Genomic DNA, 25,630 nt, shown 5'->3' on the forward strand with positions numbered 1-25,630 from the left:
GACAAGATCACCGAGCGGCCCGGACAGTTCACCCGATCAGGTGGCGGCCCCAGAACGCCGAAGAGCCGCCCGGGGAGCGGCTGTTGCTCCCCGGACGGCTCCGGGCCTTCGGCTTCGGGCGCTACTTGCGGCGCACACCCGTCGCCAGGTCCGCGGCCAGCGCCCGGACGGCGGCCGTGCCGACCGCCGGATCGGCCGCGTCCAGCAGGCGCTTCACGAACGCGGAGCCGACGATCACGCCGTCCGCGAAGGCGGCGACCTCGGCGGCCTGGTCGGCGTTGGAGACGCCCAGGCCGACGCAGACCGGCAGCGCCGTGGTGGCGCGGGTCCGGGCCACCAGGTCCTCGGCCAGGTTGCCGACCGCGGAGCGGGTGCCGGTGACACCCATCACGGCGGCGGCGTAGACGAAGCCGGAGCCGGCCGCGGTGACCTCGGCCAGGCGGGCGTCCTGGGAGGACGGGGCGACCACGAACACGGTGTCCAGGCCGTGCTCCCCGGCGGCCTTGCGCCACTCCACCGACTCCTCGACCGGCAGGTCGGGCAGGATGCAGCCCGCTCCCCCGGCCGCGGCCAGGTCGGCGGCGAACCGGGCGACGCCGTAGCGGTCCACCGGGTTCCAGTACGTCATCACCAGCACCGGCACGGCCGGGTGGGCGGCGGCGACCTCGGCGACGGTGCGCAGCACGTCCTTGATCTTCACGCCGCCGCGCAGCGCGATGTCGTCGGCGGTCTGGATGACCGCGCCGTCCAGCACCGGGTCGGAGTGCGGCAGGCCGACCTCGACGACGTCGCAGCCGCCCTCGATCAGCGCGTTGATCGCGGCGATGCCGCCGTCGACGGTCGGGAAGCCGGCCGGCAGGTAGCCGATCAGGGCGGCCCGGCCCTCGGCCTTGGCGGCGGCGAGGGCGGTGGTGAGCTTGGTGTCGGCCATGGTCAGTTGGTCCCCTCGGCGTCGTCGTAGAGGCCGAAGTACTCGGCGGCGGTGTGCATGTCCTTGTCGCCACGGCCGGACAGCGAGACCAGGATGGTCGCCTCCGGGCCGAGCTCGCGGCCGAGTTCGAGCGCGCCGGCCAGGGCGTGCGCGGACTCGATGGCCGGGATGATGCCCTCGGTGCGGGACAGCAGCCGCAGCGCCTCCATCGCGGCGCGGTCGGTGACCGGGCGGTACTCGGCCCGGCCGGTGTCCTTCAGCCAGGCGTGCTCGGGGCCGACGCCCGGGTAGTCCAGGCCGGCCGAGATCGAGTGCGACTCGATGGTCTGGCCGTCCTCGTCCTGCAGCACGTAGGTGCGCGAGCCGTGCAGCACGCCCGGGTCGCCCTTGGTCAGAGTGGCGGCGTGCTTCGGGGTGTCGGCGCCGTCGCCGGCCGCCTCGCAGCCGATCAGGCGCACGCCCGCGTCCGGGATGAACTCGTGGAAGATGCCCATCGCGTTGGAGCCGCCGCCGACGCAGGCGACCACCGCGTCGGGCAGCCGCCCGGTGCGGTCCAGCACCTGCTGCCGGGCCTCGATGCCGATGACCCGGTGGAAGTCGCGCACCATCATCGGGAACGGGTGCGGGCCGGCGACGGTGCCGAACAGGTAGTGGGTGGAGTCGACGTTGGCGACCCAGTCGCGGAACGCCTCGTTGATGGCGTCCTTCAGGGTGCGGCTGCCGGACTTCACCGGGATCACCTCGGCGCCCAGCATCCGCATCCGGGCGACGTTCAGGGCCTGCCGCTGGGTGTCGACCTCGCCCATGTAGATGGTGCAGTCGAAGCCGAACAGCGCGCAGGCGGTGGCGGTGGCCACGCCGTGCTGGCCGGCGCCGGTCTCGGCGATGATCCGGGTCTTGCCCATCCGGCGGGTCAGCAGCGCCTGGCCCAGCACGTTGTTGATCTTGTGCGAGCCGGTGTGGTTCAGGTCCTCGCGCTTGAGCAGGACCCGCGCCCCGCCGGCCTCGGCGGAGAACCGGTGGACGTCGGTCAGCGGGCTGGGCCGGCCGGTGTAGTCCTTCAGCAGGGCGTCGAGTTCGGCGGCGAACGCCGGGTCGGCCTTGGCCTTCTCGTACTCCTCCGCGACCTGCTCGACGGCGGCGACCAGCGCCTCCGGGATGAAGCGGCCGCCGTAGGCGCCGAAGTAACCGCGGCTGTCCGGGACCTGGGTACCCGGAAGGTTGAGCTCGGACATGACTCGTCCTCGAAGTGGAAGTGACGGCGTGAAAAGTGGAACGGGCGGCGAATGGTCAGCCGCGGGTTCCGCGCCATCGACGTCCGGGGACCTGCCCGGGCTCGCAGCCGATCACGTAGCGCACCCGCCGCCCCAGCACCCGGCGTGCGGGCGCGCGGCAGCCGCGCGGGCGGCAGCCGGGGGCGAGACGGGTGGCGATCGACATGGCGGCGGGTCAGCCCCGCCCGTTGTTGCGCAGCGCCGGGTGGGCGCCGGCGGCGACCAGGTCGGCGACCGCGGTGCGCGGGTCGCGGCCGGTCACCAGGGACTCGCCGACCAGCACCGCGTCGGCGCCCTGGTTGGCGTAGGTGATCAGGTCGTGCGGGCCGCGCACGCCGGACTCGGCAACCTTGACGATGTGCGCCGGGATGGCGTCCACCACGTTGCCGAAGGTGTTCCGGTCGACCTGGAGGGTCTTCAGGTTGCGGGCGTTGACGCCGATGATCTTCGCGCCGGCGTCCACCGCGCGGGCGATCTCCTCCTCGTCGTGCACCTCGACCAGCGGGGTCAGCCCGATCGACTCGGCCCGCTCGATCAGCGAGACCAGTGCCGGCTGCTCCAGCGCGGCGACGATCAGCAGCGCCAGGTCCGCGCCGTGCGCGCGGGCCTCCCACAGCTGGTAGGCGGTGACGATGAAGTCCTTGCGCAGGATCGGGGTCTCGACCGCGGCGCGCACCGCGTCCAGGTCGGCCAGCGAGCCGCCGAAGCGGCGCTGCTCGGTGAGCACGCTGATCGCGGCGGCCCCGCCGGCCGCGTAGTCGACCGCCAGCGCGGCCGGGTCGGCGATCGCCGCGAGTGCGCCCTTGGACGGGCTGGAGCGCTTGACCTCGCAGATCACCCGGACGCCGTCGCCGCGCAGCGCGGCCACGCCGTCCTTCGCCTCGGGCGCCTTCGCGGCGAGCTCCTTGAGCTCGTCCAGGGAGGTCCGGGCCTGTCGCTCGGCGAGGTCCTGCCGGACCCCGTCGATGATCTCGTCGAGCACAGTCACGCGTGCGCCCCCATCATGTTTCGCTGGTGTGGCCGGGGACACAGGTGCACGGCCCCGGCCTTTCGATGGTATCGGGCCCGGGGGGCGCACTCCGCATCCGTCCGGCGCGCGTCTCGATCGGCGGACCGCCGGGCGCGCGTTCAGGGCCCGTCCCGAAGCCCGTTCCGGACTGCCGGGGGCGCGAGTCGGCGGGGTTCTAGACCGCCGGGGGCGCGAGTCCGGCGCCGATCGGCAGGTTGCGCACCACCGCGAACAGCGCCAGGACCAGCATCAGCAGCACCGCCTGCCGGCCGGTCAGTCGGAAGCCGGCGGGACGGCCGCGCACCGCCCGCACCGTCCAGCGCACCCACAGCACCAGGGCGGTCAGCGCCAGCAGCGTCACCAGCAGGTTGTCGTGGCCGGCGGTCAGCAGGTCGCCCCTGGTCAGCGCGTGCACGCAGCGCAGGCCGCCGCAGCCGGGACACCACCAGCCGGTCGCCTGCAGCACCGGGCACACCGGGTAGTGGCCGGGCGTGTTCGGGTCGACCGCGGCGACGAACGCGGTGGGCATCGCCACCGAGACCAGCGCGGCCAGTGGGCGGACCAGGCGGCGCGGGGCCGAGCCGGCGACGGGGGCGGAGGGAGCGTTCACGGGCACGATTGTGCCCGGGCCGGTACGGAAAACTCCCCGGAAAACGCCGAACGGCGGGCGCGCGGCCCGCCGTTCGTACCGTGTCCCGCGGTCAGGCCGCGGTGACCGCGCTGCGCTCCTCGGCGGACGCCGGCGCGTAGTTCTTGCTGGGCTGCTTGCCCATGCCTGCCATCGACATCGCCTTGCCGACGACACCGCCGATCAGGACCACGGCGAGGCCCGCAATGGTCAGCACGACGTTCGGCATGATCATGGCCACGCCGGCCACGCAGAAACCGACGAAGGAAATGACCACGCCGGTCCACGCGGCGGGAGTGTGGCCGTGCGCTGCTGAAGCCATCTTGATGCTGCTCCTTGTTATCCGGGGCCCCGGTCGGGCGATCCTGGGCGGCGCTCGACGGGTTGACACCCCCATTGTGCCGGGCCGAACACGGCGTCCCCAAGCGGGGGCCGCAGTGGTGCCGAGCACACTCAGCCGGTGGGGTCCTCGCCGCGGTCCAGGGCCTTCCACAGGTCAGCGGGGCTGTCCCCGGCCGGGCGGGGCGACCGCCGGGCGGTCGGCGCCTCGTAACGGGAGCCCATGGCGGGCCAGTTCCGGCCGAAGCGGACCGTCACGGCGCCGGCCAGGAACAGCAGCAGCCCGCCCGCCAGCGCCACCCACGGCCAGCCGGTGCGGGTGATCCCCTCGGCGTGCGCGCTGGTCAGTCCGAGCTGCGCGGCGGCCAGGTCGTGCAGGCCCGCGGTGTCGGTGCGGCCGATGACCGCCCCGGCGACCGCGCCGACGCCTGCCAGCACCGTCAGCAGGCCGACCAGCATCCGGGCCCGGCCGCGCACCGCGAACACCGCGACGGCGGCGGCCATCGCCACCAGCGCCATGCCGGTCGGCAGGCCGGTCAGCTTGCTGCCCGAGGCGGCGATCTCGATCCGGCCGCCGGCCGTGCCGGGCGCCACCCCCTCCGCCCAGGTGCGGCCGACGGCGGTCAGCACCAGCGTGGCACCGAGCGCGGTCAGCAGCAGCATCAGCGCGAGGGTGCCTCGGGACTTGGGGGCAGCGGGGGTCTCACTCACCCGTCCAGTGTCCCCGACCGCACGCCGCAGCCCGCCACCGCCCCTCACCACCACCCGGCCACCTGCCACCCGCCACCGACCGACACAGCCCCGACCGCACACCGCAGCCCGCCACCGCCCCTCACCACCGCCCGCCCGCCACCAACTGACACAGCCCGACCGCACACCGCAGCCCGACCGCCACCGACCGACACAGCCCCGACCGCACGTCGGCACCCCGCCGCGGGGCCGGTCAGCGCAGGGTGTTGGCGGCGGCGACCGCCCGCAGCACCGCGGTGGCCTTGTTGCGGCACTCGGTGTCCTCGGCGTGCGGGTCGGAGTCGGCGACCACGCCCGCCCCGGCCTGGACGTACGCGGTGCCGCCGCGGATCACCGCGGTGCGGATCGCGATCGCGGTGTCCGAGTCGCCGGCGAAGTCCAGGTAGCCGACGCAGCCGCCGTACAGGCCGCGGCGGGTCGGCTCCAGCTCCTCGATGATCTGCATGGCACGGGGCTTGGGCGCGCCGGACAGCGTGCCGGCCGGGAAACAGGCGGTGAGCACGTCGAGCGCGCTGCGGTCCTCGGCGACCTTGCCGGTGACGGTCGAGACGATGTGCATGACGTGGCTGTAGCGCTCGATCGTCATGAACTCCACCACCTCGACCGAGCCCGGCGCGCAGACCCGGCCCAGGTCGTTGCGGCCCAGGTCGACCAGCATCAGGTGCTCGGCCCGCTCCTTCGGGTCGGCGAGCAGCTCGGCGGCCAGCTCGGCGTCCTCCAGCGCGGTGGCGCCGCGGTGCCGGGTGCCGGCGATCGGGTGCACCATCGCCTCGCCCTCGGCGACCTTGACCAGCGCCTCCGGGCTGGAGCCGACCACGTCGAAGCCGCCCTCCGCGCCGCCGTCCGGGCCGGGGAAGCGGAACAGGTACATGTACGGGCTGGGGTTGGTGGTCCGCAGCACCCGGTAGACGTCCAGCGCGGACGCCTCGCACGGGGACTCGAAGCGCTGCGAGGGCACCACCTGGAACGCCTCGCCGGCCCGGATCCGCTCCTTCACCACCTCCACCGCCTTGCGGTAGGGCTCGCCGCCGAACGGCGAGTGCGCCGCCACCTCGGTCGGTGTCCAGGTGGCGAGGCCCGGGTCGACGGGGCGGCGCAGGTCGGCCTCCATCGCGTCCAGCCGGGCCACCGCGTCGGCGTACGCCTCGTCCACGCCGGTGGCCAGGTCGTTGTGGTTGACGGCGTTGGCGATCAGCAGCACGGTGCCGTCTGCGTGGTCGAGCACCGCCAGGTCGGTGGCCAGCAGCAGGGTCAGCTCGGGGAGTTGCAGGTCGTCCGGGGTGAGGTCGGGCAGGTTCTCCAGGCGGCGGACCACGTCGTAGCCGAGGTAGCCGACCAGGCCGCCGGTGAGCGGCGGCAGGCCGTCGTCGGGGCGCCGGGGGGTGTGCAGGGCGGCCAGCGTGGCGCGCAGCACCTCCAGCGGGTCGCCGGTGGTCGGGATGCCGACCGGGGGCTCGCCCAGCCAGCGCGCGCCGCCGTCCTGACCGACCGTCAGGACGGCGCCGGAGCGCACCCCGACGAACGAGTACCGGGCCCAGCTGCCCTGCTCGGCGGACTCCAGCAGGAAGGTGCCGGGCCGTTCGGCCGCCAGGCTGCGGTACACGCCGATCGGGGTGAGGCCGTCCGCGAGGAGCCGGCGGGTGACGGGAATGACCCGGGTGTCTGCGGCGAGCGTGCGGAAAGCCTCAAGTTCCATGGGGCACCGATCGGATGAGAGGGGCAGGTGGGCAGTCGAAGCAGGGACAGGCTAGCGGGACAGCGGCAGCACGTCGGCGTCGAAGCAGGTCCGGTCGCCGGTGTGGCAGGCCGCGCCGACCTGGTCGACCTTGACCAGCAGGGTGTCGCCGTCGCAGTCCAGCGCGACGTGCTTGACGTGCTGGAAGTGGCCCGAGGTGTCGCCCTTCACCCAGTACTCGTTGCGGCTGCGGCTCCAGTACGTGCAGCGGCCGGTGGTCAGGGTGCGGTGCAGCGCCTCGTCGTCCATCCAGCCGAGCATCAGCACCTCACCGGTGTCGTACTGCTGGGCGACGGCGGGCAGCAGGCCGTCCGCGGTGCGCTTGAGGCGGGCGGCGATCGCCGGGTCCAGGGCGGTGCTGCCGGGGGCGGCGGGGTTGGTCGACATTCCCCCATTCTCGCAGGGCGCCCGGGTCGGCCCGGGCGGGTGGCCCGACCCGGTAGTTTGAGCCCCGACAAAAAGCAGAGCTGCTGTGCATGTTGGGGGATTTGCCAGGTGAGCCAGTACCAGTCGCAACCACTGCCCGCCGCCGCGTTCGGTGACTACCGGCTCCAGCGGACGGCGGGCGAGCACCTCCACCCCGGCGAGCCGATGATCGGCGCCTGGGCGATGAAACTGGACCGTCTGGCGCCGCTCTGGTGGGACCGGGACACCGTCCGCGCGGCGAGCTACGCCCCGCTGGCCTGGATCCACAACTTCTTCGCCGCGCTCTGGCGCGGATTCTGGACGTACTTCCTGCCGCGCTGGTTCGTCGAGGTCTTCGTGCCGAACCTGCACCTGCGCCGCCCGTACGGCCTGTCGCTGACCCGGCGCGCCTACCGCGCGCTGCGCCGGCCGCTGCACGGCGGCTCGCTGAGCGGCGGCGACGGCTCGACGGCACGGCAGTTCTGGCGGGCGGTGCGCACCACGCCCGGCGAGAAGCTGCGCGCCGACCACGACTGGTTCACGGTGCTGCTGACGGACCGTCGGCTGCTGGTCCTCAGCCGCTGGACCAGCCTTCAGCACAACCAGCACTACCGGGCCGTCCCGCTGTACGAACTGCCCTTCGGCAGCTGGTGGCTGCGCCCGGACACCCCGAACGACGTCTGGGCCGCCCGCCAGGACCTGCTGTTCGCGGACGGCTCCTGGATCGCCCTGGACTTCCAGGACTCGGACGAGCGGGAGGCGTTCCGCGCGGCGACGGCGGGGCGCTGACCGTACCGGTCGGCCCCGCCGCCACCCCGGCGGGGCCGGTCAGCCGAAGGCGGTCGCGATCCGCGACTCGTCCACCCGGTACGGCGCCGGGTCGTGCGCGAGGCCGACGTCGTGCAGGAGCTCCTGCTTGACCGCCTCCTTGTTGACGTCGCTCGTCAGGCCCTCCTTGGCGACCGCCCAGGAGGACTGCCCGGCCGCCTTCAGGCTGCCCTTGAGCGTGCCGTCGCCGCGCTGCGCCGGGTCGCCGTCCTCGATCCCCAGCCCCTCCCGGAGCTTGCCCTCCGCCCACTCGCTCGCCTTGGCGTCGAGCTTCTGGGCGGCCTGGGCGATCTTCCCCTCGCCCTGTTCCAGCTCGCGGAGGCCGTTGAACGCCGTCTTCACGTCCTTGACCTTGGTCAGCGCCTTGCTGATGCCCTCCAGGTTGCGGACGGCCTTCACGGCGCTGCCCAGCTCCTTGAGCGCCTTCAGCAGCTCCTCCAGCTTGCGCGCCAGCTCGGTGGAGACCTTGGCGACCTTCGCCACGAAGCGGGCGATCTGCGCCTCGGTGATCAGCGCGTCCGCGATCAGGCCGACGCCCATGGTGACCACCGCGATCACCGCCTCGGCGGCCAGCGACTCGATCAGCGACTCGATCGCCTCGCTGATGATCTCGATGATCATGCCCTCGGCCATCGCGCACTCCTGCGCGGCCGAGTTGATGATCCGGGCGGTCTGCTCCATGCCCTTCGCGGTCTGGTCGAGCGCGTCCGCGACCTCGCCCATGTGGCCGCCGAACGCGTCGCTGGCGCTGCCCGCCCACCCCTGGGAGAGCGGCACCGCGCCGCCGCGCAGCTCGGACGCCACCGACTGGACGGCGTGCGCCTGCGCCTGCCACTCCTCCGCGGCGGCGTTCAGCTCGGCCAGGTTGCCGGTGACCTTCTCCAGCATCCCCAGCAGGCCGGACTGCTCCAGCGCCCACTCGACCGCCTCGTCGAGCATCCCGCCCAGACCGCCCCGGTCGGGGTGCTGCGCCGGATCGAGGTTCGCCATCGCCTGCTCGACCCGGGCGTGCGCCCAGGCGTAGGCGTCGCTGGGGCCGTCCAGGGACAGACCGGGCGGCAGCGAACCCCGGCCGATCATGATCCGGCCGGTGCCGGTGTCGCCCCAGCCGCCGCCCGCCGCCTCGGCGCCGACCTGACCGGCCACCCGGCCGAGCATGCTGCCGGGACCCTCGACGTCCCCGCCGCCCGCACCGGCGCCGTCCAGCTCGGTCGACGGCGCGGCGCCGCCGCCCGGCTCGGGGTTCTCCGGGTCCTTCGGGCCGAACAGCTTGTCGGCCGCCCAGTCACCGGCGCGCTGGCTCACGCTGTCGATGACGGTGCCGGCGCTGTCCTTGAGCTTGCCCTTGAACCAGTTCTCCCGCGGGTCGATCGGGCCGACGCCGTCCGCGCCGTCCCCGTCGTCGTCGGCCGGGTGCTGCGGCTGCTGCTGGCCGTTGTGGGGCGGCTGCTGCTGCGCCGGGACGTGCGGCTGCGGCTGCTGCCCGGTGTGCGGCGGCTGCTGCGGCTGCGCCGGGACGTGCGGCTGTTGCTGCTGCGGCACGTGCGGCGGCGGGCCGGACTGCCCGCCGTGGTTGCCGGTGCTGCCGGTCTGGCCGCCGTGGCTGCCGGTGCTGCCGCCGTGGCTGCTCGAACCGCCCGTGGAGGTCCGGCCTCCGCCGCCCCCGCTGCGCCCGCCCCGCATTACTGGCCACCGCCCATCACGCGCACCACGTACTGCTCGTGGTCCTGGTAGTTCTGCGAGACGCCCGCCAGCCCCTCGGAGGTGCCGCCGACGGCGCTGCCGAGGGCGCCGATGTTCTCCCGGTTCGCGCTCGCGTGCTCCTGGTACGCCGACGCCAGGTGCTGGGCGTTCGGCAGGTGTCCGAAAGCATCGGACGAGATGGTGATCGCGGCGGTGGCCGACGCGATCCTGCTCAGCTGTTCGGACTGTTCCACGAGCAGTGACACATATCGGTCAAGTGCTCCCTGTTCCACCCGAAACCCGCTGTCCCCCATGGCAGTTGCCCTCTCTCGGCGACCTATGCAACAAGCCGGTCATCCTACTGATCCGTGGGCAAAGGCTTCGCAAACAGATGTCCGAAAAGGACTGACGCGGCCACCTGCGGACCAGCACAATGGCGGGGGAAACAGGGGGTTGGCATGAGCGGGCGTCAGAAGACCGTCCTGACCGCGGTGGTGGCGGTCGTTCTCGCGGCGGTGGCCGCCGTACTGCTGTGGCCCGACCCGCACCCCCCGGTCGCCGCTCCGCCGCCCGCGCACAGCCCGTCCCCGGCACCTTCACCGAGTCCGACCAAGGAGATTCCGTACCCGTACTTCACCCCGGGGACGTGCTTCCAGGTGCCGCGACTGAGCAACGTGCAGCAGCCCACGGCCGTTCCCTGCGACCAGCCGCACGACGCCGAGTCGATCGCCAACGCGGACCTGCCGGACGGGCTGGCCGACCTGCCGGCGATCTTCCGCAGCATGACCGAGCTGTGCAAGGAGCCGACCAGGCAGGCCCTGGCGCGCACCACCGGCGGCCCGCGGCACGGCACTTCGGTCGGCCTGCCGGTGGAGTTCTACCAGCAGGGCATGCGCGGCATCACCTGTGCGCTGACCTTCAAGGCCTGACCGCTGCGTAGGCTGTGCGGCATGTCGAGCCTTGCGCGGGCCGAGCGTGCCCGTCTTTCCGGATTGTTGTCGGCGGCCGGCCCGGACCGGCCGACCTTGTGTGCGGGGTGGCTGACCAGGGACCTGGTGGCGCACCTGGTGGTGCGGGAGGGCCGGCCGGACGCGGCCGCCGGGATCAGGATCCGGCCGCTCGCCGGGTGGACCCGGCGGGTGCAGGACCGCACCGCCCGGCGCCCGTACGACCGGCTGGTGAAGTCCTTCCGCTCGGGCCCGCCCGCGCTGTCGCCGTTCAACCTGCCCGGCGTGGACGAGGCGGCGAACCTGCTGGAGTACTTCGTGCACGCCGAGGACGTCCGCCGGGCGGTCCCGTTCGAGCCGGAGCCGGTGGCGCCCGAGCTGGCGGAGACGCTGTGGCGGCGGGTGCCGATGGCGGCCCGGTTCGGCGAGACCCGCCCGCCGGTGTCGCTGCGGCTGGTGCGCCCGGACGGCCGGGAGGTGACGGTCCGTCGGCACGACCGGCCGGTGGTGACGGTGACCGGCGAGCCCGGCGAGCTGGTGCTGTTCCTGTTCGGGCGCGGCGCGAAGGCCGCGGTGACGGTGCAGGGCGAGCCGGCGGCGGTCGCCGAGCTGGCCGAGGTGCTGCCGCTGCCCGAGGACTGACGGCGCGTCGGCCCGCCCCGCCGGGCCGGAGCTGCCAGCCTGGCGGTGGCCCGCCCACCCCGTCCTCCTTGGAGCGCCCATGGTCAGCACCGATTTCCGGACCGGATCGCCGAACTGGATCGACCTCGGCAGCCCCGACCTCGCCGAGTCCGAGCTGTTCTACGGCGCGGTGTTCGGCTGGACCTTCGAGTCGGGCGGCCCGGCGGCCGGCGGTTACGGCTTCTTCCGCAACGAGGGCCGCACGGTCGCCGCGGCCGGCCCGCTGACCGAGGCGGAGGCGCTGCCCGCCTGGACGGTGTACTTCCGCACCGAGGACGCCGACGGCACCGCGGCGGCCGTCACCCGGGCCGGCGGCACGGTGCGGGTGCCGCCGTCGGACGTGCCGGCGGAGGGCCGGTTCGCGCAGTTCACCGACCCGACGGGCGGCAACTTCGCGGTCTGGCAGCCCGGGCGGACCCGCGGCCTGGAGGCGGTCGGGGAGACCGGGGCGATGTGCTGGGCGGAGCTGCACACCTCCGACGCCGCCGAGGCGCTGCGCTTCTACCGGGCGCTGTTCGGCTGGCGGACCCGGGACAGCGGCGTGCCGGGCGTGGACTACACGGTGCTGTCGACCGCCGAGGGCGAGGACCCGTTCAAGGACTCGTTCGGCGGCGTGGCCGGGGTGCACCCGCGGGTGAACGTCGGCTGGCTGGCACACTTCGCGGTGGCGGACGCGCTGCTGACCACCGATCAGGTGCGCACGTCCGGCGGGAGCGTCGTGGTGCCGCCGGAGCAGGTGCCGACGGTGGGGCGGATCGCGGTGCTGGCCGACCCGTTCGGCGCGCAGTTCGCGATCCTGGAGCCGGAGCCCCGTCGGTAGCCGTTCACCGACGGGGCGTCACCGCGCTCAGCGGACGGGGTGCCCGGTGGTCCGCAGTTCGTCCTTGACCTGGCCGATCGTCAGGTCGCCGAAGTGGAAGACGCTGGCGGCGAGCACCGCGTCGGCGCCGGCGTCGACGGCGGGCGCGAAGTCGGCGAGCTTGCCGGCGCCGCCGGAGGCGATGACGGGCAGCGAGACGGCCTTGCGGACGGCGCCGATCATCTCCAGGTCGTAGCCGTCCTTGGTGCCGTCGGCGTCCATCGAGTTCAGCAGGATCTCGCCGGCGCCCAGTTCGGCGGCCCGCACCGCCCACTCGACGGCGTCCAGGCCGGTGCCCCGGCGGCCGCCGTGGGTGGTGACCTCGAAGCCGGAGGCGGTCTGGGTGCCCTCGGAGCAGCGCCGGGCGTCCACCGACAGCACCAGCACCTGGCGGCCGAAGCGCTGCGCGATCTCGCGGATCAGCTCGGGGCGGGCGATCGCCGCGGTGTTGACGCCGACCTTGTCCGCGCCGGCCCGCAGCAGCTTGTCGACGTCCTCGACGGTGCGCACGCCGCCGCCGACGGTGAGCGGGATGAACACCTGCTCGGCGGTGCGGCGGACCACGTCGTAGGTGGTCTCCCGGGAGCCGGACGAGGCGGTGATGTCGAGGAAGGTCAACTCGTCGGCGCCCTGGGCGTCGTAGAGCTTGGCGAGTTCGACCGGGTCGCCGGCGTCGCGCAGGTTCTGGAAGTTGACGCCCTTGACGACGCGTCCGGCGTCCACGTCCAGACAGGGGATGACGCGTACTGCGAGTGTCACGGCTGCTTGCCTTCCAGAGTGCGGGCCAGGCCGGGGCGGTGGGCCTCCACCTCGACCTCGACCATCATGCGGGAGTCGGTCAGGCCCTCGACCACCACGATCGTGGTGACGGGGCGGACCTTGTCGAACAGTTCCTTGTGGGCGCGGCCGGCCTCGTCGCGGTCCCGGAGGTGGTTGAGGTACATCCGGGTGCGGACCACGTCGGCGGCGGTGAGTCCGTAGGGGTCGAGCGCGTCGAAGGCCGCCTTGAAGGCGGCGATCGTCTGCTCGTACGGGCCGCCCTCGACCGGGGCGACCCCGTCCTCGAAGGCGGTGCAGCCCGCGACCAGGACGAAGTCCCCGGCCGCCACTGCCCGGGAGTATCCGTACGCGTCCTCCCGGAGGGACGTCTCGGAGTGCTGAGGGGCGGCGGCCGGGGTTTCGTCGGTCATCGGGACACAGCCTCCAGGGCCTCTTCGAGGGTGAACTTCTGCTCGTAGAGGGCCTTGCCGACGATCGAGCCCTCGACGCCCTCCGGCACCAGGGTGGCGATCGCGCGCAGGTCGTCCAGCGACGACACGCCGCCGGAGGCGACCACGGGTCGGTCGGTGGCGGCGCAGACGTCGCGCAGCAGCTGCAGGTTGGGGCCGGTCAGGGTGCCGTCGCGGTTGACGTCGGTCACCACGTAGCGGGCGCAGCCCTCGGAGTCCAGGCGGGCCAGGACGTCGAACAGCTGGCCGCCGTCGCGGGTCCAGCCGCGGCCGCGCAGGGTGGTGCCGACCACGTCCAGGCCGACGGCGATCTTGTCGCCGTGCTCGGCGATCACCTTGGCGACCCACTCGGGGCTCTCCAGGGCGGCGGTGCCGAGGTTGACCCGGGTGCAGCCGGTGGCGAGCGCGGCGGCCAGCGACTCGTCGTCGCGGATGCCGCCGGACAGCTCGACCTTGATGTCGAGTCGGCCGGTGACCTCGCGGAGCAGGTCGCGGTTGCTGCCGGTGCCGAACGCGGCGTCCAGGTCGACCAGGTGCAGCCACTCGGCGCCGGCGTTCTGCCAGGCCAGGGCGGCGGCCAGCGGCTCGCCGAAGGAGGTCTCGGTGCCGGAGGCGCCCTTGACCAGGCGGACGGCCTGGCCGTCCCGGACGTCGACGGCGGGCAGCAGTTCGAGGCGGTTCGTCATGTTCCGTTGGTCTCCCAAGTCGGAGGGCGTCAGAGGGTGTCGACCCAGTTGGTCAGCAGGGCGGCGCCGGCGTCGCCGGACTTCTCGGGGTGGAACTGGGTGGCCCACAGCGGGCCGTTCTCCACCGCGGCGACGAACGGCTGCCCGTGGGTGGTCCATGCCACCTTGGGGGCGCGGATCTTCTCCGAGTGGGTCTCCAGCAGCCAGTGCCGCACACCGTAGGAGTGCACGAAGTAGAACCGGGTGTCGGCGTCCATCCCGGCGAACATCCGGGTGCCCTCGGGGGCGTCCACGGTGTTCCACCCCATGTGCGGGACGACCGGCGCCTCCAGCGGCTCGACCACGCCGGGCCACTCGTCGCAGCCCTCGGTCTCGACGCCGTGCTCGACGCCCCGCTCGAACAGGATCTGCATGCCGACGCAGATCCCCAGCACCGGGCGGCCGCCGGCCAGCCGGCGGCCGATGATCTGCTCGCCGCGCACCGCCTTCAGGCCGCGCATGCACGCCTCGAAGGCGCCGACGCCGGGCACCAGCAGCCCGTCGGCGTTCATCGCCTCCTGGAAGTTCGAGGTGACGGTGACGTCGGCGCCGGTCCGTTCGACGGCGCGCTGGGCGGAGCGCAGGTTGCCGGAGCCGTAGTCCAGCACCACCACGTTCTTGCTCATGTCGCGGTACTCCTAGTAGCGCAGGATGCCGCCGGCCAGGCACATGGCCGACGCGAAGGCGAGGACGAGGATCACGCTCTTCGGCTTGTCCTGCTTCCAGAACGAGTAGACGCCGGTGGCGAAGAAGATCCCGAGGAAGATCATGACCGTCGCCATCAGAGGGCGCCCTTCGTGGACGGGAGGATGCCCTCGGCGCGCGGGTCGCGCTCGGAGGCGTAGCGCAGCGCCCGGGCCAGCGCCTTGAACTGGCACTCCACGATGTGGTGCGCGTTGCGGCCGTACGGGACGTGCACGTGCAGGGCGACCTGCGCCTGTGCGACGAAGGACTCCAGGATGTGCCGGGTCATCGTGGTGTCGTACGCGCCGATCATCGGGGCCATGCCCTCGGGCTCGGTGTGCACCAGGTACGGGCGGCCCGACAGGTCGACCGTGACCTGCGCCAGCGACTCGTCCAGCGGGACGGTGCAGTTGCCGAACCGGTAGATGCCGACCTTGTCGCCGAGCGCCTGCTTGAAGGCGGCGCCGAGGGCGAGGGCGGTGTCCTCGATGGTGTGGTGGGTGTCGATGTGGAGGTCGCCCTCGGTCTTCACCGTGAGGTCGAAGAGGCCGTGGCGGCCGAGCTGGTCGAGCATGTGGTCGAAGAAACCGACGCCCGTGGAGACGTCCGTCCTGCCGGTTCCGTCGAGGTCGATCTCGACCAGGACGGAGGTCTCCTTGGTGGTGCGTTCGACGCGGCCGATACGGGGCATGCGGGGTTACAGCTCCTTGATCACATTGGCGAGGGCGCTCAGGAAGGCGTCGTTCTCGGCGGGGGTGCCGGCGGTGACGCGCAGCCGGCCGGGCACGCCGTTGTCGCGGACCAGCACGCCCTGGTCGAGGATCGCCTGCCACACCGCGTGGGTGTCGGCGAAGCGGCCGAACTGGATGAAGTTGGCGTCGGAGTCGGTCACTTCGACGCCCAGCTCGCGCAGCGCGACCACCAGGCGGTCGCGCTCGGACTTCAGCTGCTCGACGTAGCCGAGCAGCGTGCCGGTGTGCTCCAGGCAGGCCAGCGCGGTGGCCTGGGTGACCGCCGACAGGTGGTACGGCAGCCGGACCAGCTGCACCGCGTCCACCACGGCCGGGTCGGCCGCCAGGTAGCCGAGCCGCAGCCCGGCCGCGCCGAACGCCTTCGACATGGTGCGCGAGACCACCAGGTTCGGGCGGCCCGCCAGCAGCGGCAGCAGCGAGGCGCGGTGCGAGAACTCGACGTACGCCTCGTCCACCACCACCATGCTCGGCTTGGCGGCCTGCGCGGCCTCGTACAGCGCGAGCACCGTGTCGGCCCCGACGGCGGTACCGGTCGGATTGTTCGGCGAGCAGATGAACACCACGTCGGGGCGCAGCTCGGCGATCGTCGCCCGGGCCGCGTCCACGTCGATGGTGAAGTCCTCGTTGCGCGGGCCGGAGACCCACGCGGTGCCGGTGCCGCGGGCGATCAGCGCGTGCATCGAGTACGAGGGCTCGAAGCCGATCGCGGTGCGGCCGGGCCCGCCGAAGGTCTGGAGCAGCTGCTGCAGCACCTCGTTGGAGCCGTTGGCGGCCCACACCTGGTCCTTCGTCACCGGGTGGCCGGTGGTGTCGGTCAGGTACGCCGCCAGGCCGGCCCGCAGCTCCACCGCGTCCCGGTCCGGGTAGCGGTTGAGCTGCCGGGCGGCGTCGGCGACCCGCTCGGCGATCCGGGCCACCAGCGGCTCGGGCAACGGGTACGGGTTCTCGTTGGTGTTCAGCTGGACGGGCACGTCCAACTGCGGTGCGCCGTAAGGGGACTGGCCGCGCAGCTCGTCCCGGACGGGCAGGTCGTCGATCTTCGTCACGAGTTGGGGACACTCCACTCGAATCGGGCCTTCACGGCATCCCCGTGACCGGGCAGGTCCTCGGCCTCGGACAGGTTGACCACGTGCGCGGCGATGTCGGCCAGCGCCGCGCGGTCGTACTCGACCACCTGGACGCCGCGCAGGAAGGTCTGCACGGACAGGCCCGAGGAGTGGCAGGCGCAGCCGCCGGTCGGCAGCACGTGGTTGGAGCCGGCCGCGTAGTCGCCCAGCGAGACCGGGGTGAAGCGGCCGAGGAAGATCGCACCCGCGTTGCGCACCCGCTCGGAGACGGCGTGCGGGTCGGCGGTCTGGATCTCCAGGTGCTCGGCGGCGTACGCGTTGACCACGGCCAGGCCCTGGTCGAGGTCGTCGACCAGGATGATCCCGGACTGCGGGCCGCCCAGCGCCTCGGCCACCCGCTCGGAGTGCCGGGTGCGGGCGACCTGGGTCTTCAGCTCGGCCTCCACCGCGTCGGCCAGCTCCGCCGAGGCGGTGACCAGCACCGAGCCGGAGGTCGGGCCGTGCTCGGCCTGGCTGATCAGGTCGGCGGCGACCTCGGCGGCGACCGCGGTGTCGTCCGCGAGCACCATGATCTCGGTCGGGCCGGCCTCCGAGTCGATGCCGATCCGGCCGGCGAACAGCCGCTTGGCGGCCGCGACGTAGATGTTGCCGGGGCCGGTGACCAGGTTGACGGGCGCGCACTCCTCGGTGCCGAGCGCGAACATCGCCACCGCCTGGGCGCCGCCCACCGCGTACACCTCGTCCACCCCGAGCAGCGCGCACGCGGCCAGGATGGCCGGGTGCACCCGGCCGCCGAACGCCTTCTGCGGCGGCGAGGTGACGGCGATGCCGCGCACCCCGGCCTCCTGGGCGGGCACCACGTTCATCACGACGGAGGACGGGTAGACCGCCAGGCCGCCCGGCACGTACAGGCCGACCCGGTCCACCGGCACCCAGCGCTGGGTCACGGTGCCGCCCGGCACCACCTGGGTGGTGCGGCCGGTGCGCCGCTGGTCGGCGTGGACGGCGCGGGCCCGGCGGATCGACTCCTCCAGCGCGGCGCGCACCTTCGGATCGAGCTGCTCCAGGGCCTCGGCGATCTGCTCGGCCGGGACGCGGGTGGACGTCAGCCGCACCCCGTCGAAACGCTCGGTGATCTCGATCAACGCGGCCACGCCACGATGGCGTACGTCCTCCGCGATCGGCCGCACCTTCTCAAGGGCGGCCGCCACGTCGAACTCGGCACGGGGCAGCACGTCGCGGGGGTCCTGGTCGGAGCCGCGGAGGTCGATTCGAGAGATCACAGGCCCAAGTGTAAGGAGTGGCGAAAACCGGCAGCCCGGCATTTCAGTCCGTGATACGAAGGGTGAGACGGCTACAAGATCATCGGGGGGCGCGGTGGACCAGGCACCGGACGACTGGACCGACACCGAACGCGGCCTGTGGGAGGCCTTCCGCCGCGGCGAGGTGTACGACCTGCGCGCCGGGCGTGTCGACGGCCCCGCCGACCTCGTCCTGCCCGCCCCCGCCGGCGCGGCCGTCCGCCCCGACCGGGAGAGCCACGGCCCGGACGACCCGTTCACCGCCGAGGAGTGGGGGCCCGGACGCACCGTCCGCGCCGAAGTGGTCGCCCGGCTGCTGCTGCACGGCCCCGAACCCGTCCCGGGCCGGGTCGCCTCGCTCAAACTCACCGGCGCCCGGATCACCGGCGACCTCACCCTGGCCGGCGGCCGGATCGACTGCTACGTCGAGTTCCAGCTGTGCCGCTTCGACCGCAAACTGCTGATCTCCGAGGCCGCCGCCGGCACCCTGCGGCTGGTCTCCTGCGCCCTCCCCCGGCTGGAGGCCTCCCGGCTCGCCACCGAGGGCGACGTCCACCTCGCCCGCTGCGGCATACCCGGCGGCATCCGCCTCACCGACGCCCGGATCGGCACCGACCTGCTGCTCAACCAGGCCGCCATCGGCCCCGACGCGCACGGCCGCGCGGTGTCCGCCGACGGCATCGCGATCAACCAGGACTGCGAGGCCGAGCGCCTCGAACTGCTCGGCGAGCTCAGCCTGCGCTCGGCCCGGATCGGCGGCCGGCTCTCGCTGCGCGGCGCCGCCCTGCGCTCCGCCCCCGACAACCCGAACGCGTTCAACGCCCCGCGGATCACCATCGGCCACACCCTGTACCTGTCCGGCTCCGACGACAGCACCTGGACCGGTTCGCGCACCGTCTACGGCTCCGGCTACGGCGAGTCCGGCGACCACCTCGAGTACCGCGCCACCCGCCACACCCCGTTCCGCGCCTGGGGCCGGGTCCGGCTCTCCGACGCCCGCTTCGACAACGCCTGCCTGATCACCGCCGCCGAATTCCACCTCGGCCCCGGCCAGGAGCTCTCGCTCAACCGGATCCAGACCCCCGAACTCCGCTTCACCTGCGAAACCCCGCCCACCGGCACCGTCAGCCTCAACCGCGCCCGGATCGGCAACCTGGTCGACTCCCCCGGCGCCTGGCCCACCGACCGGCACATCTCGCTCACCGGCTTCAGCTACGAATCGCTCCGCCCCGCCGAACCGTTCCCGCTGGACCGCCGCATCGCCTGGGTCGAGTCCGGCGCCGAGTTCCGCCCCGAGGCCTACGAGCAGCTGGCCGCGGCGCTGCGCCGCGACGGCGCCGACGAGGACGCCCGCACCGTCCTGCTCGCCAAGCAGCGCCGCCGCCGGGCCACCCTGCCGCTGCCCGGCCGGCTCTGGGGCCACCTGCAGGACGCCGCTGTCGGCTACGGCTACCGCCCCGGCCGGGCCGCCACCTGGCTGGTCCTCGCCTGGGCGCTCGGCACCGCCTACTTCCAGGAGCACCCGCCCGCGCCGATCAAACCCGACGAACAGGTGGTGTGGAACTCGGCCCTGTACGCAGCCGGCAAGGTCCTCCCGCTGATCGACCTCGGCCAGGCCGGCTGGAACCCCGACCGCCCCGGCCAGTGGGTCGCCACCGCCCTGGTCCTGACCGGCTGGGTCCTCGCCACCACCGCCGTGGCCGGCGTCACCCGGCTCCTCCAGCGCGGCTGACGAACCGCCCGGCGGAAATCCCCTGCGCGGCGGCGGGCCGACGGGAACTACGCTGTCCGCCGTGACTGAACGGCTCCCGCTCTTCCCGCTCAACACGGTCCTGTACCCAGGTCTGGTGCTGCCCCTGCACGTCTTCGAGGAGCGCTACCGCCACCTGGTCGCCGACCTGCAGAAGCTGCCCGAGGACGAACCGCGCCGCTTCGGCGTGGTCGCCGTCCGGGACGGCCGGGAGACCGCGCCGGTCCGCGAAGTCGACGGCCCCGCAGGCCCGTTGGACGGCATCGGCGCCCCCGGCGAGGACCCGATGGACGCCCTCCACCCGGTCGGCTGCGTCGCCGACATCGCCTCCGTCCGCGACCAGCCCGAGGGCCGCTACGAACTCCTCGTCACCGGCACCACCCGGTTCCGGCTGCGCGCGATCGACGCCACCGGCCCCTACCTGGTCGGCGACGTCTCCGTCGTGCCCGAGCAGCCCGGCGAGGGCTCCGGCGCGCTCGCCGCCGGCGTCGAACGCGCCTTCCGCACCTACCAGAAGCGGCTGGCCGGCGCCCGCGAGGCCACCCTCAACGGCGAACCCGACCTCCCGGACGACCCGCAGGTGCTCTCCTACCTGGTCGCCGCCGCGACCACCCTGCCGGTGGCCGTCAAGCAGGAGCTCCTCGCCTGCCCCGACACCGCGCAGCGCCTCACCCGCGAGCTCGAACTGCTCCGCCGGGAGAGCGCGGTGATCGCCAAGCTCCCGTCCCTGCCCGCCGCCGACCTCACCCGCCAGGCGTTCAGCCCGAACTGAGGACTCCCCGCCCATGCCGAAGAAGAAGACCGCCGGCGGCACCCCCGCCACCGTCGCCCTCGACGCCGCCGCGGTCCCGTTCACCGTCCACGAGTACGCCCACGACCCCGCCGCGAGCTCCTACGGGGCCGAGGCCGCCGAGGCGATGGGCGTCCCGCCGGGCCGCGTCTTCAAGACCCTCCTCGCCGAGACCGACGGCGCCCTCGCCGTCGCCGTCGTCCCGGTCTCCGGCCAGCTCGACCTCAAGGCCCTCGCCACCGCGCTCGGCGCGAAGCGCGCCACCATGGCCGCCCCCGCCACCGCCGAACGCACCACCGGCTACGTCCTCGGCGGCATCTCCCCGCTCGGCCAGCGCAAGAAGCTCCGCACCGTCATCGACACCACGGCCCTGGCCCACCCCACGGTCTACGTCTCCGCCGGCAAGCGCGGCATGGAGGTCGAACTCGCGCCCGCGGACCTGGTCCGGCTCACGAACGCGGTCACGTGGGCGATCGCGAGAAGCCAGGGGCGCGGGGAACTGCGCGAAGGGGAACGCAGCTGACCGCAGGATCGCGACGCCGGACGATGACCTGCACGTGATCGCGACCTTGCGGACGGGCCCTGCGCTTGTCGCGCAGTTCCCCCCGGCCCCTGGTTTCGCGCCCGCTACTGCGGAGGCATCGCCCAGTACGGCGGCCGGTCCGGCTCGCGCTTGCCGAACGTCGCCGAGAGGGCGAGCAGCACGATGGTCGCCGTCATCGGCCACACCAGGAGCGCGCCGTGGGCGGTGAGCTCCAGGGGGCCGTCGAAGGCGCCGCCGTTGCCGACGGAGAGGGCGTGCGCGCGGAGGTCGGCGGTGGGGCCGAGGCGGGTGCCGAGTTGCCAGCCGATGACGGAGCCGAGCAGGCCGCCGGTGGTGAGGCCGACGGCGACGGCGATGCCGCCGCCGCGGGCACGGGTCCACAGGAAGGCGCCGAGGGCGGTGACCACGCCGAGGACGAGGCCGAGCAGGGAGAAGACGCCGACGGCGGCGACCTGGGCTTCGCCTTCGGGGTCCCGGTAGAGGATCCGGTTGTCCTGGACCTCGAAGCCGATCCGGGGGGAGAGCCAGAGCCAGAGCAGGCCGAGGACGACGCCGAGGACCGTCCCGGCGACAGCGATGATCGCTCCGATCCGCAGTTCGGGACCGACCGGCGGCCGCTCCGCGGGGGCGGGCGACTGCGTCGGGTGGGGCGGGGCGAACGGGTCCGCCCCGGGCGGCGTGTCACCCGCAGGTGTGTTCGGTACGGTCACGCCCCCCATCGTTTCATGGCCGCCCCCGCCGCTGTCGATCTCCCGGCGGCGGATGCCCCCGACGGGAACGGGTCAGCGTGCGGCGCGCCGGTACGCCCAGGTGGCGAGCGTCAGCGAGACGAGGCCGACGGCGCCGCAGACGCCGAGGTCGAGCAGGACGCGGGCCCAGTCGGGGTGCGGGGCGAAGGTGAGGGCGAACGCGTCGACGCCGTAGGTGGAGGGCAGCAGGTCGCGCAGCCACTGCACCGGCACGGGCAGCCGGGAGGCCGGCAGGACGCCCAGCAGCAGGGCCGCGGACATGCCCAACTGTCCGGCGAGGGTGGCGAGTTCCTGGCGCGGGGCGAGCAGCCCGAGCGCCGCGCCGAGGCCGGCCAGCGCGGCTCCGGCGAGCGGGACGACGGCGAGCAGGATCCACAGCCGGCCCATCGGCAGGTCGAACATCCAGCTGCCGGCGGCGGCGGTGACGAACACGCCGGGCACGGTGAACGAGGCGTACGCGGCGGCGGTGCCGAGGACCACGGAGGCGGGCGGGACGGGCAGCGTCGCGTAGTGGTCGAGGCCGCCGGTGTGGCGGAGCTTCCCGAAGTACTGGGCGAGCAGGTTGAGCGCCACGAAGGCGACGACCAGGACGGCGGAGCCGGCCACCACCGCGTGCGCGGAGGGGTTGTCGCCGGCGTCGACGACGCCGCGCATCATCACCAGGATGCCGATGGACTGGAAGGTCGCGACGAACAGCAGCGGGATCCGGGAGACCTTGGCGCGGGCCAGCTGGGCGCGGTAGACCGCGGCGAGCGCGGGCAGCAGCCGGGCGGCGGGGGCCAGCGGCGCGGCCTGCCCGGTGGCGGTGGCGGCGGGGGCGTCGAGCAGGGTCATCGGGCGAGTCCTCCGTGCCGGCCGCCGAGTCGGAGGTAGGCGTCCTCCAGGGTGGGGGTGGCGAGGGTGAAGTCGTCGAGGGCGGCGAAGGCGGGGCCGGTGGTGACGGCGGCGACCAGTTCGCGGGCTTCGTCGGGGGTGGTGCGCACGGTCCAGCGGCGGCCGGTGCGTTCGGCGCGGTCGGCGAGCGCGGCGACGGCGGGGACGCCGGTCGGGGCGTCGGTCCGCCAGACCAGGTCGAGCCGGACGTGGCCGTCGACCAGGGCCTTGAGGCCGCCGGGGGTGTCGCAGGCGATGACCTTGCCGCCGTCGATCACGGCGACCCGGTCGAGCACGGTCTCGGCCTCGATGACGTTGTGGGTGACCAGCAGCACGGTGGTGCCGCGGTCGGCGCGGCGGCGGTCGACGGCGCTCCACACGGCGCGGCGGGCGACCGGGTCCATGCCGGTGGTGGGTTCGTCCAGGACCAGCAGCGGGCGGTCGCCGACCAGCGTGGCGGCGAAGCAGGCGAGGCGGCGCTGGCCGCCGGAGAGCTTGGCGAGCGGGCGGTGGGCGAGCGGTTCGAGGCCGAGCTCGGTGATCACGTCGGCGGTCTCGGCGCGGGCGGCGGCGCGGGACAGGCCCCGCAGGCGGCCGGTGGTCTCGGCGGCGAGGGCGACGGTGAGCTCGTCGAGGGCGGTGGATTCCTGGCCGAGGTAGCCGAGCAGCCGGGCGGCCCGTTCGGGGTGGCGGACGATGTCGTGGCCGAGCAGCTCGATGGTGCCGGCGTCGGGGCGGAGCAGGCCGGTGAGCTGGCGGACCAGGGTGGACTTGCCGGCCCCGTTGGGTCCGAGCAGCCCGAAGACCTCGCCGCGCCGGACGGCGAGATCGATGCCGTCGTTGGCCCGGACCTCGGTGCCGCCCGCCCGGTAGGTCTTGACCAGGCCGCTGACGGTGCAGCAGCCCTGAGGTGCCTTGCTCACGACGGAAGACTCTACGCGTCGCACCGGACCTTCCGGGCACGCGGGTCGCGCGGTCGGCGGCGGTCAGCTGTCCTCCAGCACCCCCTGGGGCTGGCGGGTGTCGGGGATCCGGGCGGCCATCTCCTTCCAGAAGCCCTCCCGGATGGCGTACCGGTCCTGCTCGTCGATCTGGTCCTCCTTGTGCGCGAGCAGGCCGAACCGGGCGGCGTAGCGCAGCAGTTCGCCGTCGAGGCGGTGCGGGATGCGCGGGTGGTCGGTCCACAGCAGGGCGGGGCGGTCGGCGGGGGCGAGCCGGTCGAGCCAGCGGCGGGCGAAGACCTGGCCGACCTCCTGCGGGTCGCCGCCGACGCTGGTGATGTCCTCCTCGCGGTCGGCCCAGCGCTGGGCGGCGGTGGTGAGGCGGTCCAGGGTGGGCAGCGCGTCGGCGGCGGTGGGGGCGTCGGCTCGCTCCGGCCAGCCGCGGTCGGACGACCAGCGCAGCACCGGCCCGCCGAGAACGGCGGCCGGCGGCGCGGGAACCGGCACCGGGGCGCGTCCGGCCAGGTCCTTGGGGGTGGGGATGACCCGTAACGGGGCGGGCCGCCCGCCGGGCGCGGCGACGGCGGCGGGGACGACGACGGCCCGGGGGCGCGGCGGGGCGGGCAGCACGGCGACCGGCGCGACGGCGGCGACGGGTTCGTGGCCGGTCTCCCGGGGGCGGGCCCAGCGTTCGATCCAGGCGCGGTCGAGCACCCGGCGTTCGTCGGCCTCGCCGACCAGTTCCTCGGACTGGTTGAAGTCGCCGTCGGCGGCCTCCAGCGCCCACAGGTGGACGGCCACGCCGTGCTCCTTGGCGGACGCCACCCCGGGCAGCAGGTCGCCGTCGCCGGTGACCAGCACCACGTCGGCGCAGGCGTGGTTGCGGGCGAGCTCGCTGAGTTCGGCGTGCATCGCGGCGTCCACCCCCTTCTGCACCCAGCGGCCCTCGGCCCGGGTGAGCGCGCCGAGCCGGACGGTCACCCGGGGCAGCACTCTCAGCCGCCGGTGTTCGGGCACCGGTCTGCGGTCGATGGCCGCGTCGAACCAGTAGATCCGCAGCAGCGGCAGCCCGGTCTCCTCCTCGGCCCGTTCCCGCAGCGCGCCGATCAGCACCGGGTGGTCGACGGCGATCCGTGACCGGCCGGGCTCCCCGGCGAGCAGGCTGGCGGCGGCGCCCAGCAGGTAGCCCGCGTCGACCAGGACGACACAGCGGTCCATCTCCGGCACCTCCTCCTCGGCCCGGTGCCGCGGCGGTGGGGACGCCGCCAGGCAGCCCGGCCACCGTTGCGCACACCTTTACCCCTCGTTCGCTCCCCGAACCGCGCCGGAGGTTTCCCCCGCGACCCTGGATACTGGGACACCGTGCGGAAAAGTGCGGTGGCGTTGTGCGGAGTGGCGGCGGTCGGAGCGGTCGCCCTCGTCCTGGTGCCCGCGACCGTCCCGGAGACCTCCCGCGGCGACACCGCGCTGGTGTCCGTCGTCGTCAACGGCGGCCACACCCTCGAACTCGGTCCGACCGAGACCCGGACCTTCCCGGTGGAGGTGACGGCCACCGACCGCTCCGGCATCCGCGCCGTCGACCCGATCGGCCTGTGGGGCCCGAACTACTCCACCCTCAAGGTCGGCCCGATGACCTGCGTCCCCCTGGACGCCACCGGCACCGTGAGCCGCTGCACCGGCGAGGCCACCGCCGCGGCCACCTCCCGCGTCCTGTTCGACGACCAGGCCGGCACCTGGTTCGTCGACCTGCGGATCCGCGCCAACGACGGCGACCGCTACGTGTCGAAGTCGGCCGGCGGCTTCTCCCTCAAACGCACCGCCCTGTTCGACCGGGCCGCCGCCCCCACCACCGCCGCCCCCGACCAGCCCGTCCAGCTCAAGGCCCGCCTGCAACGCGCCATGTGGGACCAGCACGGCTACATCCCCCAGCAGGCCACCGCCGTCTACCTCCAGTTCCGCCCCGCCGACTCCCACGTCTGGACCACCATCGCCGTGGTCGACACGGACGGCGAGGGCCGGGTGTCGATGCAACTGCCCGCCCACGTCTCGGGGACGTACCAGTGGTACTCGCCGGGCGACAAGTGGACGGGCGGCGCGACGTCGGAGGAGCTGCCGATCACGGTCGACGGAACGGCGGCGCACCCGGGGCAGTAGCG

31 protein-coding genes are annotated in these 25,630 nt (G+C 73.9%); 8 read left to right on the forward strand and 23 right to left on the reverse strand.

Annotated features, from left to right (window positions below; all coding sequences use genetic code 11):
* Nucleotides 1-121: 121 nt before the first annotated feature.
* The 9 genes from trpA to hisI all read right to left on the reverse strand — a co-directional run bounded on the left by trpA (nucleotide 122) and on the right by hisI (nucleotide 7,053).
* Complete coding sequence (gene trpA / locus CG736_RS16530) at nucleotides 122-931, reverse strand: tryptophan synthase subunit alpha (protein WP_100586976.1); 810 nt, start codon at nucleotides 929-931, stop codon at nucleotides 122-124.
* A 2-nt stretch (nucleotides 932-933) separates the two neighbouring features.
* Nucleotides 934-2,166: a tryptophan synthase subunit beta gene (gene trpB / locus CG736_RS16535; protein ID WP_100586977.1), complete on the reverse strand. Its 1,233-nt coding sequence runs from the start codon at nucleotides 2,164-2,166 to the stop codon at nucleotides 934-936.
* 55 nt (nucleotides 2,167-2,221) lie between these two features.
* Entirely contained in the window at nucleotides 2,222-2,371 is a 150-nt protein-coding gene (gene trpM, locus CG736_RS38965; protein WP_167349402.1) for a tryptophan biosynthesis modulator TrpM, read from the reverse strand.
* A gap of 9 nt (nucleotides 2,372-2,380) precedes the next feature.
* Nucleotides 2,381-3,193 carry an indole-3-glycerol phosphate synthase TrpC gene (trpC, locus tag CG736_RS16540; protein ID WP_043913417.1) on the reverse strand — a complete coding sequence of 271 codons (813 nt, stop codon included), beginning with the start codon at nucleotides 3,191-3,193 and terminating at the stop codon, nucleotides 2,381-2,383.
* A gap of 196 nt (nucleotides 3,194-3,389) precedes the next feature.
* Nucleotides 3,390-3,824, reverse strand: coding sequence for a DUF2752 domain-containing protein (locus tag CG736_RS16545; protein ID WP_232734029.1), 435 nt, complete (start codon nucleotides 3,822-3,824; stop codon nucleotides 3,390-3,392).
* A gap of 91 nt (nucleotides 3,825-3,915) precedes the next feature.
* Nucleotides 3,916-4,164: an HGxxPAAW family protein gene (locus CG736_RS16550; RefSeq protein WP_100586979.1), complete on the reverse strand. Its 249-nt coding sequence runs from the start codon at nucleotides 4,162-4,164 to the stop codon at nucleotides 3,916-3,918.
* A gap of 131 nt (nucleotides 4,165-4,295) precedes the next feature.
* Complete coding sequence (locus CG736_RS16555) at nucleotides 4,296-4,844, reverse strand: TIGR02234 family membrane protein (protein WP_100586980.1); 549 nt, start codon at nucleotides 4,842-4,844, stop codon at nucleotides 4,296-4,298.
* A gap of 280 nt (nucleotides 4,845-5,124) precedes the next feature.
* Nucleotides 5,125-6,627 carry an anthranilate synthase component I gene (locus CG736_RS16560; protein WP_100586981.1) on the reverse strand — a complete coding sequence of 501 codons (1,503 nt, stop codon included), beginning with the start codon at nucleotides 6,625-6,627 and terminating at the stop codon, nucleotides 5,125-5,127.
* Between the two features lie 51 nt (nucleotides 6,628-6,678).
* Nucleotides 6,679-7,053, reverse strand: coding sequence for a phosphoribosyl-AMP cyclohydrolase (gene hisI / locus CG736_RS16565; protein ID WP_100586982.1), 375 nt, complete (start codon nucleotides 7,051-7,053; stop codon nucleotides 6,679-6,681).
* 108 nt (nucleotides 7,054-7,161) lie between these two features.
* On the opposite strand from hisI, the gene CG736_RS16570 reads away from it, so the two are divergent.
* Nucleotides 7,162-7,860, forward strand: a complete 699-nt coding sequence (locus tag CG736_RS16570) for a hypothetical protein (RefSeq protein ID WP_100586983.1) — start codon at nucleotides 7,162-7,164, stop codon at nucleotides 7,858-7,860.
* A 39-nt stretch (nucleotides 7,861-7,899) separates the two neighbouring features.
* On the opposite strand, the gene CG736_RS16575 is transcribed toward CG736_RS16570, so the two are convergent.
* Both CG736_RS16575 and CG736_RS16580 read right to left on the reverse strand, forming a co-directional pair.
* A complete protein-coding gene (locus CG736_RS16575) occupies nucleotides 7,900-9,582 on the reverse strand; it encodes a WXG100 family type VII secretion target (protein WP_100586984.1) in 1,683 nt (560 codons plus the stop codon).
* Nucleotides 9,582-9,848: a hypothetical protein gene (locus CG736_RS16580; protein ID WP_100586985.1), complete on the reverse strand. Its 267-nt coding sequence runs from the start codon at nucleotides 9,846-9,848 to the stop codon at nucleotides 9,582-9,584. The genes CG736_RS16575 and CG736_RS16580 overlap by 1 nt, the downstream gene beginning before the upstream one ends.
* A 192-nt stretch (nucleotides 9,849-10,040) precedes the next feature.
* On the opposite strand from CG736_RS16580, the gene CG736_RS16585 reads away from it, so the two are divergent.
* From CG736_RS16585 to CG736_RS16595, 3 genes are all read left to right on the forward strand, one after another.
* Nucleotides 10,041-10,511, forward strand: a complete 471-nt coding sequence (locus tag CG736_RS16585) for a septum formation family protein (RefSeq protein WP_100586986.1) — start codon at nucleotides 10,041-10,043, stop codon at nucleotides 10,509-10,511.
* A gap of 21 nt (nucleotides 10,512-10,532) precedes the next feature.
* The gene (locus CG736_RS16590; protein WP_100586987.1) at nucleotides 10,533-11,171 is read left to right on the forward strand and encodes a TIGR03085 family metal-binding protein; all 639 of its coding nucleotides are present in this window, start codon (nucleotides 10,533-10,535) and stop codon (nucleotides 11,169-11,171) included.
* A gap of 79 nt (nucleotides 11,172-11,250) precedes the next feature.
* Complete coding sequence (locus tag CG736_RS16595; RefSeq protein ID WP_100586988.1) at nucleotides 11,251-12,030, forward strand: VOC family protein; 780 nt, start codon at nucleotides 11,251-11,253, stop codon at nucleotides 12,028-12,030.
* Between the two features lie 27 nt (nucleotides 12,031-12,057).
* Here CG736_RS16595 and hisF read toward each other — a convergent pair whose 3' ends face one another.
* The 8 genes from hisF to hisD are packed head-to-tail and all read right to left on the reverse strand — an operon-like array spanning nucleotide 12,058 to nucleotide 17,809.
* Nucleotides 12,058-12,828, reverse strand: coding sequence for an imidazole glycerol phosphate synthase subunit HisF (hisF, locus tag CG736_RS16600; RefSeq protein ID WP_100586989.1), 771 nt, complete (start codon nucleotides 12,826-12,828; stop codon nucleotides 12,058-12,060).
* On the reverse strand, nucleotides 12,825-13,259 hold the full coding sequence (locus CG736_RS16605) for a Rid family hydrolase (protein ID WP_100586990.1): 435 nt from the start codon (nucleotides 13,257-13,259) through the stop codon (nucleotides 12,825-12,827). Before CG736_RS16605 ends, hisF begins: the two co-directional genes overlap by 4 nt.
* The gene (gene priA, locus CG736_RS16610) at nucleotides 13,256-13,984 is read right to left on the reverse strand and encodes a bifunctional 1-(5-phosphoribosyl)-5-((5-phosphoribosylamino)methylideneamino)imidazole-4-carboxamide isomerase/phosphoribosylanthranilate isomerase PriA (protein WP_035861549.1); all 729 of its coding nucleotides are present in this window, start codon (nucleotides 13,982-13,984) and stop codon (nucleotides 13,256-13,258) included. The genes CG736_RS16605 and priA overlap by 4 nt, the downstream gene beginning before the upstream one ends.
* A 29-nt stretch (nucleotides 13,985-14,013) precedes the next feature.
* A complete protein-coding gene (hisH, locus tag CG736_RS16615; protein WP_100586991.1) occupies nucleotides 14,014-14,649 on the reverse strand; it encodes an imidazole glycerol phosphate synthase subunit HisH in 636 nt (211 codons plus the stop codon).
* 12 nt (nucleotides 14,650-14,661) lie between these two features.
* Nucleotides 14,662-14,805 (reverse strand): hypothetical protein, encoded by a 144-nt coding sequence (locus CG736_RS37110; RefSeq protein WP_043913442.1) that lies wholly within the window; start codon nucleotides 14,803-14,805, stop codon nucleotides 14,662-14,664.
* Nucleotides 14,805-15,398: an imidazoleglycerol-phosphate dehydratase HisB gene (hisB, locus tag CG736_RS16625; protein WP_100586992.1), complete on the reverse strand. Its 594-nt coding sequence runs from the start codon at nucleotides 15,396-15,398 to the stop codon at nucleotides 14,805-14,807. The genes CG736_RS37110 and hisB overlap by 1 nt, the downstream gene beginning before the upstream one ends.
* A gap of 6 nt (nucleotides 15,399-15,404) precedes the next feature.
* Nucleotides 15,405-16,505 (reverse strand): histidinol-phosphate transaminase, encoded by a 1,101-nt coding sequence (locus tag CG736_RS16630; protein WP_100586993.1) that lies wholly within the window; start codon nucleotides 16,503-16,505, stop codon nucleotides 15,405-15,407.
* Nucleotides 16,502-17,809, reverse strand: a complete 1,308-nt coding sequence (gene hisD / locus CG736_RS16635; protein WP_100586994.1) for a histidinol dehydrogenase — start codon at nucleotides 17,807-17,809, stop codon at nucleotides 16,502-16,504. Before hisD ends, CG736_RS16630 begins: the two co-directional genes overlap by 4 nt.
* Nucleotides 17,810-17,903: 94 nt before the next feature.
* Between hisD and CG736_RS16640 the strand changes: the two genes are divergently transcribed.
* From CG736_RS16640 to ybaK, 3 genes are all read left to right on the forward strand, one after another.
* Nucleotides 17,904-19,559 carry an oxidoreductase gene (locus CG736_RS16640; RefSeq protein ID WP_198520521.1) on the forward strand — a complete coding sequence of 552 codons (1,656 nt, stop codon included), beginning with the start codon at nucleotides 17,904-17,906 and terminating at the stop codon, nucleotides 19,557-19,559.
* Between the two features lie 61 nt (nucleotides 19,560-19,620).
* Nucleotides 19,621-20,349, forward strand: a complete 729-nt coding sequence (locus CG736_RS16645) for an LON peptidase substrate-binding domain-containing protein (RefSeq protein ID WP_100586995.1) — start codon at nucleotides 19,621-19,623, stop codon at nucleotides 20,347-20,349.
* Nucleotides 20,350-20,362: 13 nt separating this feature from the next.
* Nucleotides 20,363-20,890: a Cys-tRNA(Pro) deacylase gene (ybaK, locus tag CG736_RS16650; protein WP_100586996.1), complete on the forward strand. Its 528-nt coding sequence runs from the start codon at nucleotides 20,363-20,365 to the stop codon at nucleotides 20,888-20,890.
* Nucleotides 20,891-20,994: 104 nt separating this feature from the next.
* Here ybaK and CG736_RS16655 read toward each other — a convergent pair whose 3' ends face one another.
* From CG736_RS16655 to CG736_RS16670, 4 genes are all read right to left on the reverse strand, one after another.
* A complete protein-coding gene (locus CG736_RS16655; protein WP_232734030.1) occupies nucleotides 20,995-21,621 on the reverse strand; it encodes a DUF2567 domain-containing protein in 627 nt (208 codons plus the stop codon).
* Between the two features lie 72 nt (nucleotides 21,622-21,693).
* Nucleotides 21,694-22,494, reverse strand: a complete 801-nt coding sequence (locus CG736_RS16660; protein ID WP_100586997.1) for an ABC transporter permease — start codon at nucleotides 22,492-22,494, stop codon at nucleotides 21,694-21,696.
* Nucleotides 22,491-23,456 (reverse strand): ABC transporter ATP-binding protein, encoded by a 966-nt coding sequence (locus tag CG736_RS16665; protein ID WP_100586998.1) that lies wholly within the window; start codon nucleotides 23,454-23,456, stop codon nucleotides 22,491-22,493. The genes CG736_RS16660 and CG736_RS16665 overlap by 4 nt, the downstream gene beginning before the upstream one ends.
* A gap of 63 nt (nucleotides 23,457-23,519) precedes the next feature.
* The gene (locus CG736_RS16670) at nucleotides 23,520-24,692 is read right to left on the reverse strand and encodes an NYN domain-containing protein (RefSeq protein ID WP_100586999.1); all 1,173 of its coding nucleotides are present in this window, start codon (nucleotides 24,690-24,692) and stop codon (nucleotides 23,520-23,522) included.
* Between the two features lie 144 nt (nucleotides 24,693-24,836).
* Here CG736_RS16670 and CG736_RS16675 point away from each other — a divergent pair, with 144 nt between their 5' ends.
* The gene (locus tag CG736_RS16675) at nucleotides 24,837-25,628 is read left to right on the forward strand and encodes a hypothetical protein (RefSeq protein WP_157815610.1); all 792 of its coding nucleotides are present in this window, start codon (nucleotides 24,837-24,839) and stop codon (nucleotides 25,626-25,628) included.
* The last annotated feature ends 2 nt before the right edge of the window (nucleotides 25,629-25,630 follow it).

The organism is Kitasatospora sp. CB02891, assembly GCF_002803145.1.
GTDB lineage: Bacteria > Actinomycetota > Actinomycetes > Streptomycetales > Streptomycetaceae > Kitasatospora > Kitasatospora griseola.

Bases quoted from the DNA above. Each gene is read 5' to 3' on its own strand.
- CG736_RS16590 (WP_100586987.1), top strand. From the start codon at position 10,533: ATGTCGAGCCTTGCGCGGGCCGAGCGTGCCCGTCTTTCCGGATTGTTG.
- hisI (WP_100586982.1), bottom strand. From the start codon at position 7,053: ATGTCGACCAACCCCGCCGCCCCCGGCAGCACCGCCCTGGACCCGGCG.
- CG736_RS16575 (WP_100586984.1), bottom strand. From the start codon at position 9,582: ATGCGGGGCGGGCGCAGCGGGGGCGGCGGAGGCCGGACCTCCACGGGC.
- hisH (WP_100586991.1), bottom strand. From the start codon at position 14,649: ATGAGCAAGAACGTGGTGGTGCTGGACTACGGCTCCGGCAACCTGCGC.
- CG736_RS16585 (WP_100586986.1), top strand. From the start codon at position 10,041: ATGAGCGGGCGTCAGAAGACCGTCCTGACCGCGGTGGTGGCGGTCGTT.
- CG736_RS37110 (WP_043913442.1), bottom strand. From the start codon at position 14,805: ATGGCGACGGTCATGATCTTCCTCGGGATCTTCTTCGCCACCGGCGTC.
- CG736_RS16670 (WP_100586999.1), bottom strand. From the start codon at position 24,692: ATGGACCGCTGTGTCGTCCTGGTCGACGCGGGCTACCTGCTGGGCGCC.
- ybaK (WP_100586996.1), top strand. From the start codon at position 20,363: ATGCCGAAGAAGAAGACCGCCGGCGGCACCCCCGCCACCGTCGCCCTC.
- CG736_RS16550 (WP_100586979.1), bottom strand. From the start codon at position 4,164: ATGGCTTCAGCAGCGCACGGCCACACTCCCGCCGCGTGGACCGGCGTG.
- trpM (WP_167349402.1), bottom strand. From the start codon at position 2,371: ATGTCGATCGCCACCCGTCTCGCCCCCGGCTGCCGCCCGCGCGGCTGC.
- CG736_RS16605 (WP_100586990.1), bottom strand. From the start codon at position 13,259: ATGACCGACGAAACCCCGGCCGCCGCCCCTCAGCACTCCGAGACGTCC.
- CG736_RS16660 (WP_100586997.1), bottom strand. From the start codon at position 22,494: ATGACCCTGCTCGACGCCCCCGCCGCCACCGCCACCGGGCAGGCCGCG.
- trpB (WP_100586977.1), bottom strand. From the start codon at position 2,166: ATGTCCGAGCTCAACCTTCCGGGTACCCAGGTCCCGGACAGCCGCGGT.
- CG736_RS16560 (WP_100586981.1), bottom strand. From the start codon at position 6,627: ATGGAACTTGAGGCTTTCCGCACGCTCGCCGCAGACACCCGGGTCATT.
- CG736_RS16595 (WP_100586988.1), top strand. From the start codon at position 11,251: ATGGTCAGCACCGATTTCCGGACCGGATCGCCGAACTGGATCGACCTC.
- trpA (WP_100586976.1), bottom strand. From the start codon at position 931: ATGGCCGACACCAAGCTCACCACCGCCCTCGCCGCCGCCAAGGCCGAG.
- hisB (WP_100586992.1), bottom strand. From the start codon at position 15,398: ATGCCCCGTATCGGCCGCGTCGAACGCACCACCAAGGAGACCTCCGTC.
- CG736_RS16555 (WP_100586980.1), bottom strand. From the start codon at position 4,844: ATGCTGCTGCTGACCGCGCTCGGTGCCACGCTGGTGCTGACCGCCGTC.
- priA (WP_035861549.1), bottom strand. From the start codon at position 13,984: ATGACGAACCGCCTCGAACTGCTGCCCGCCGTCGACGTCCGGGACGGC.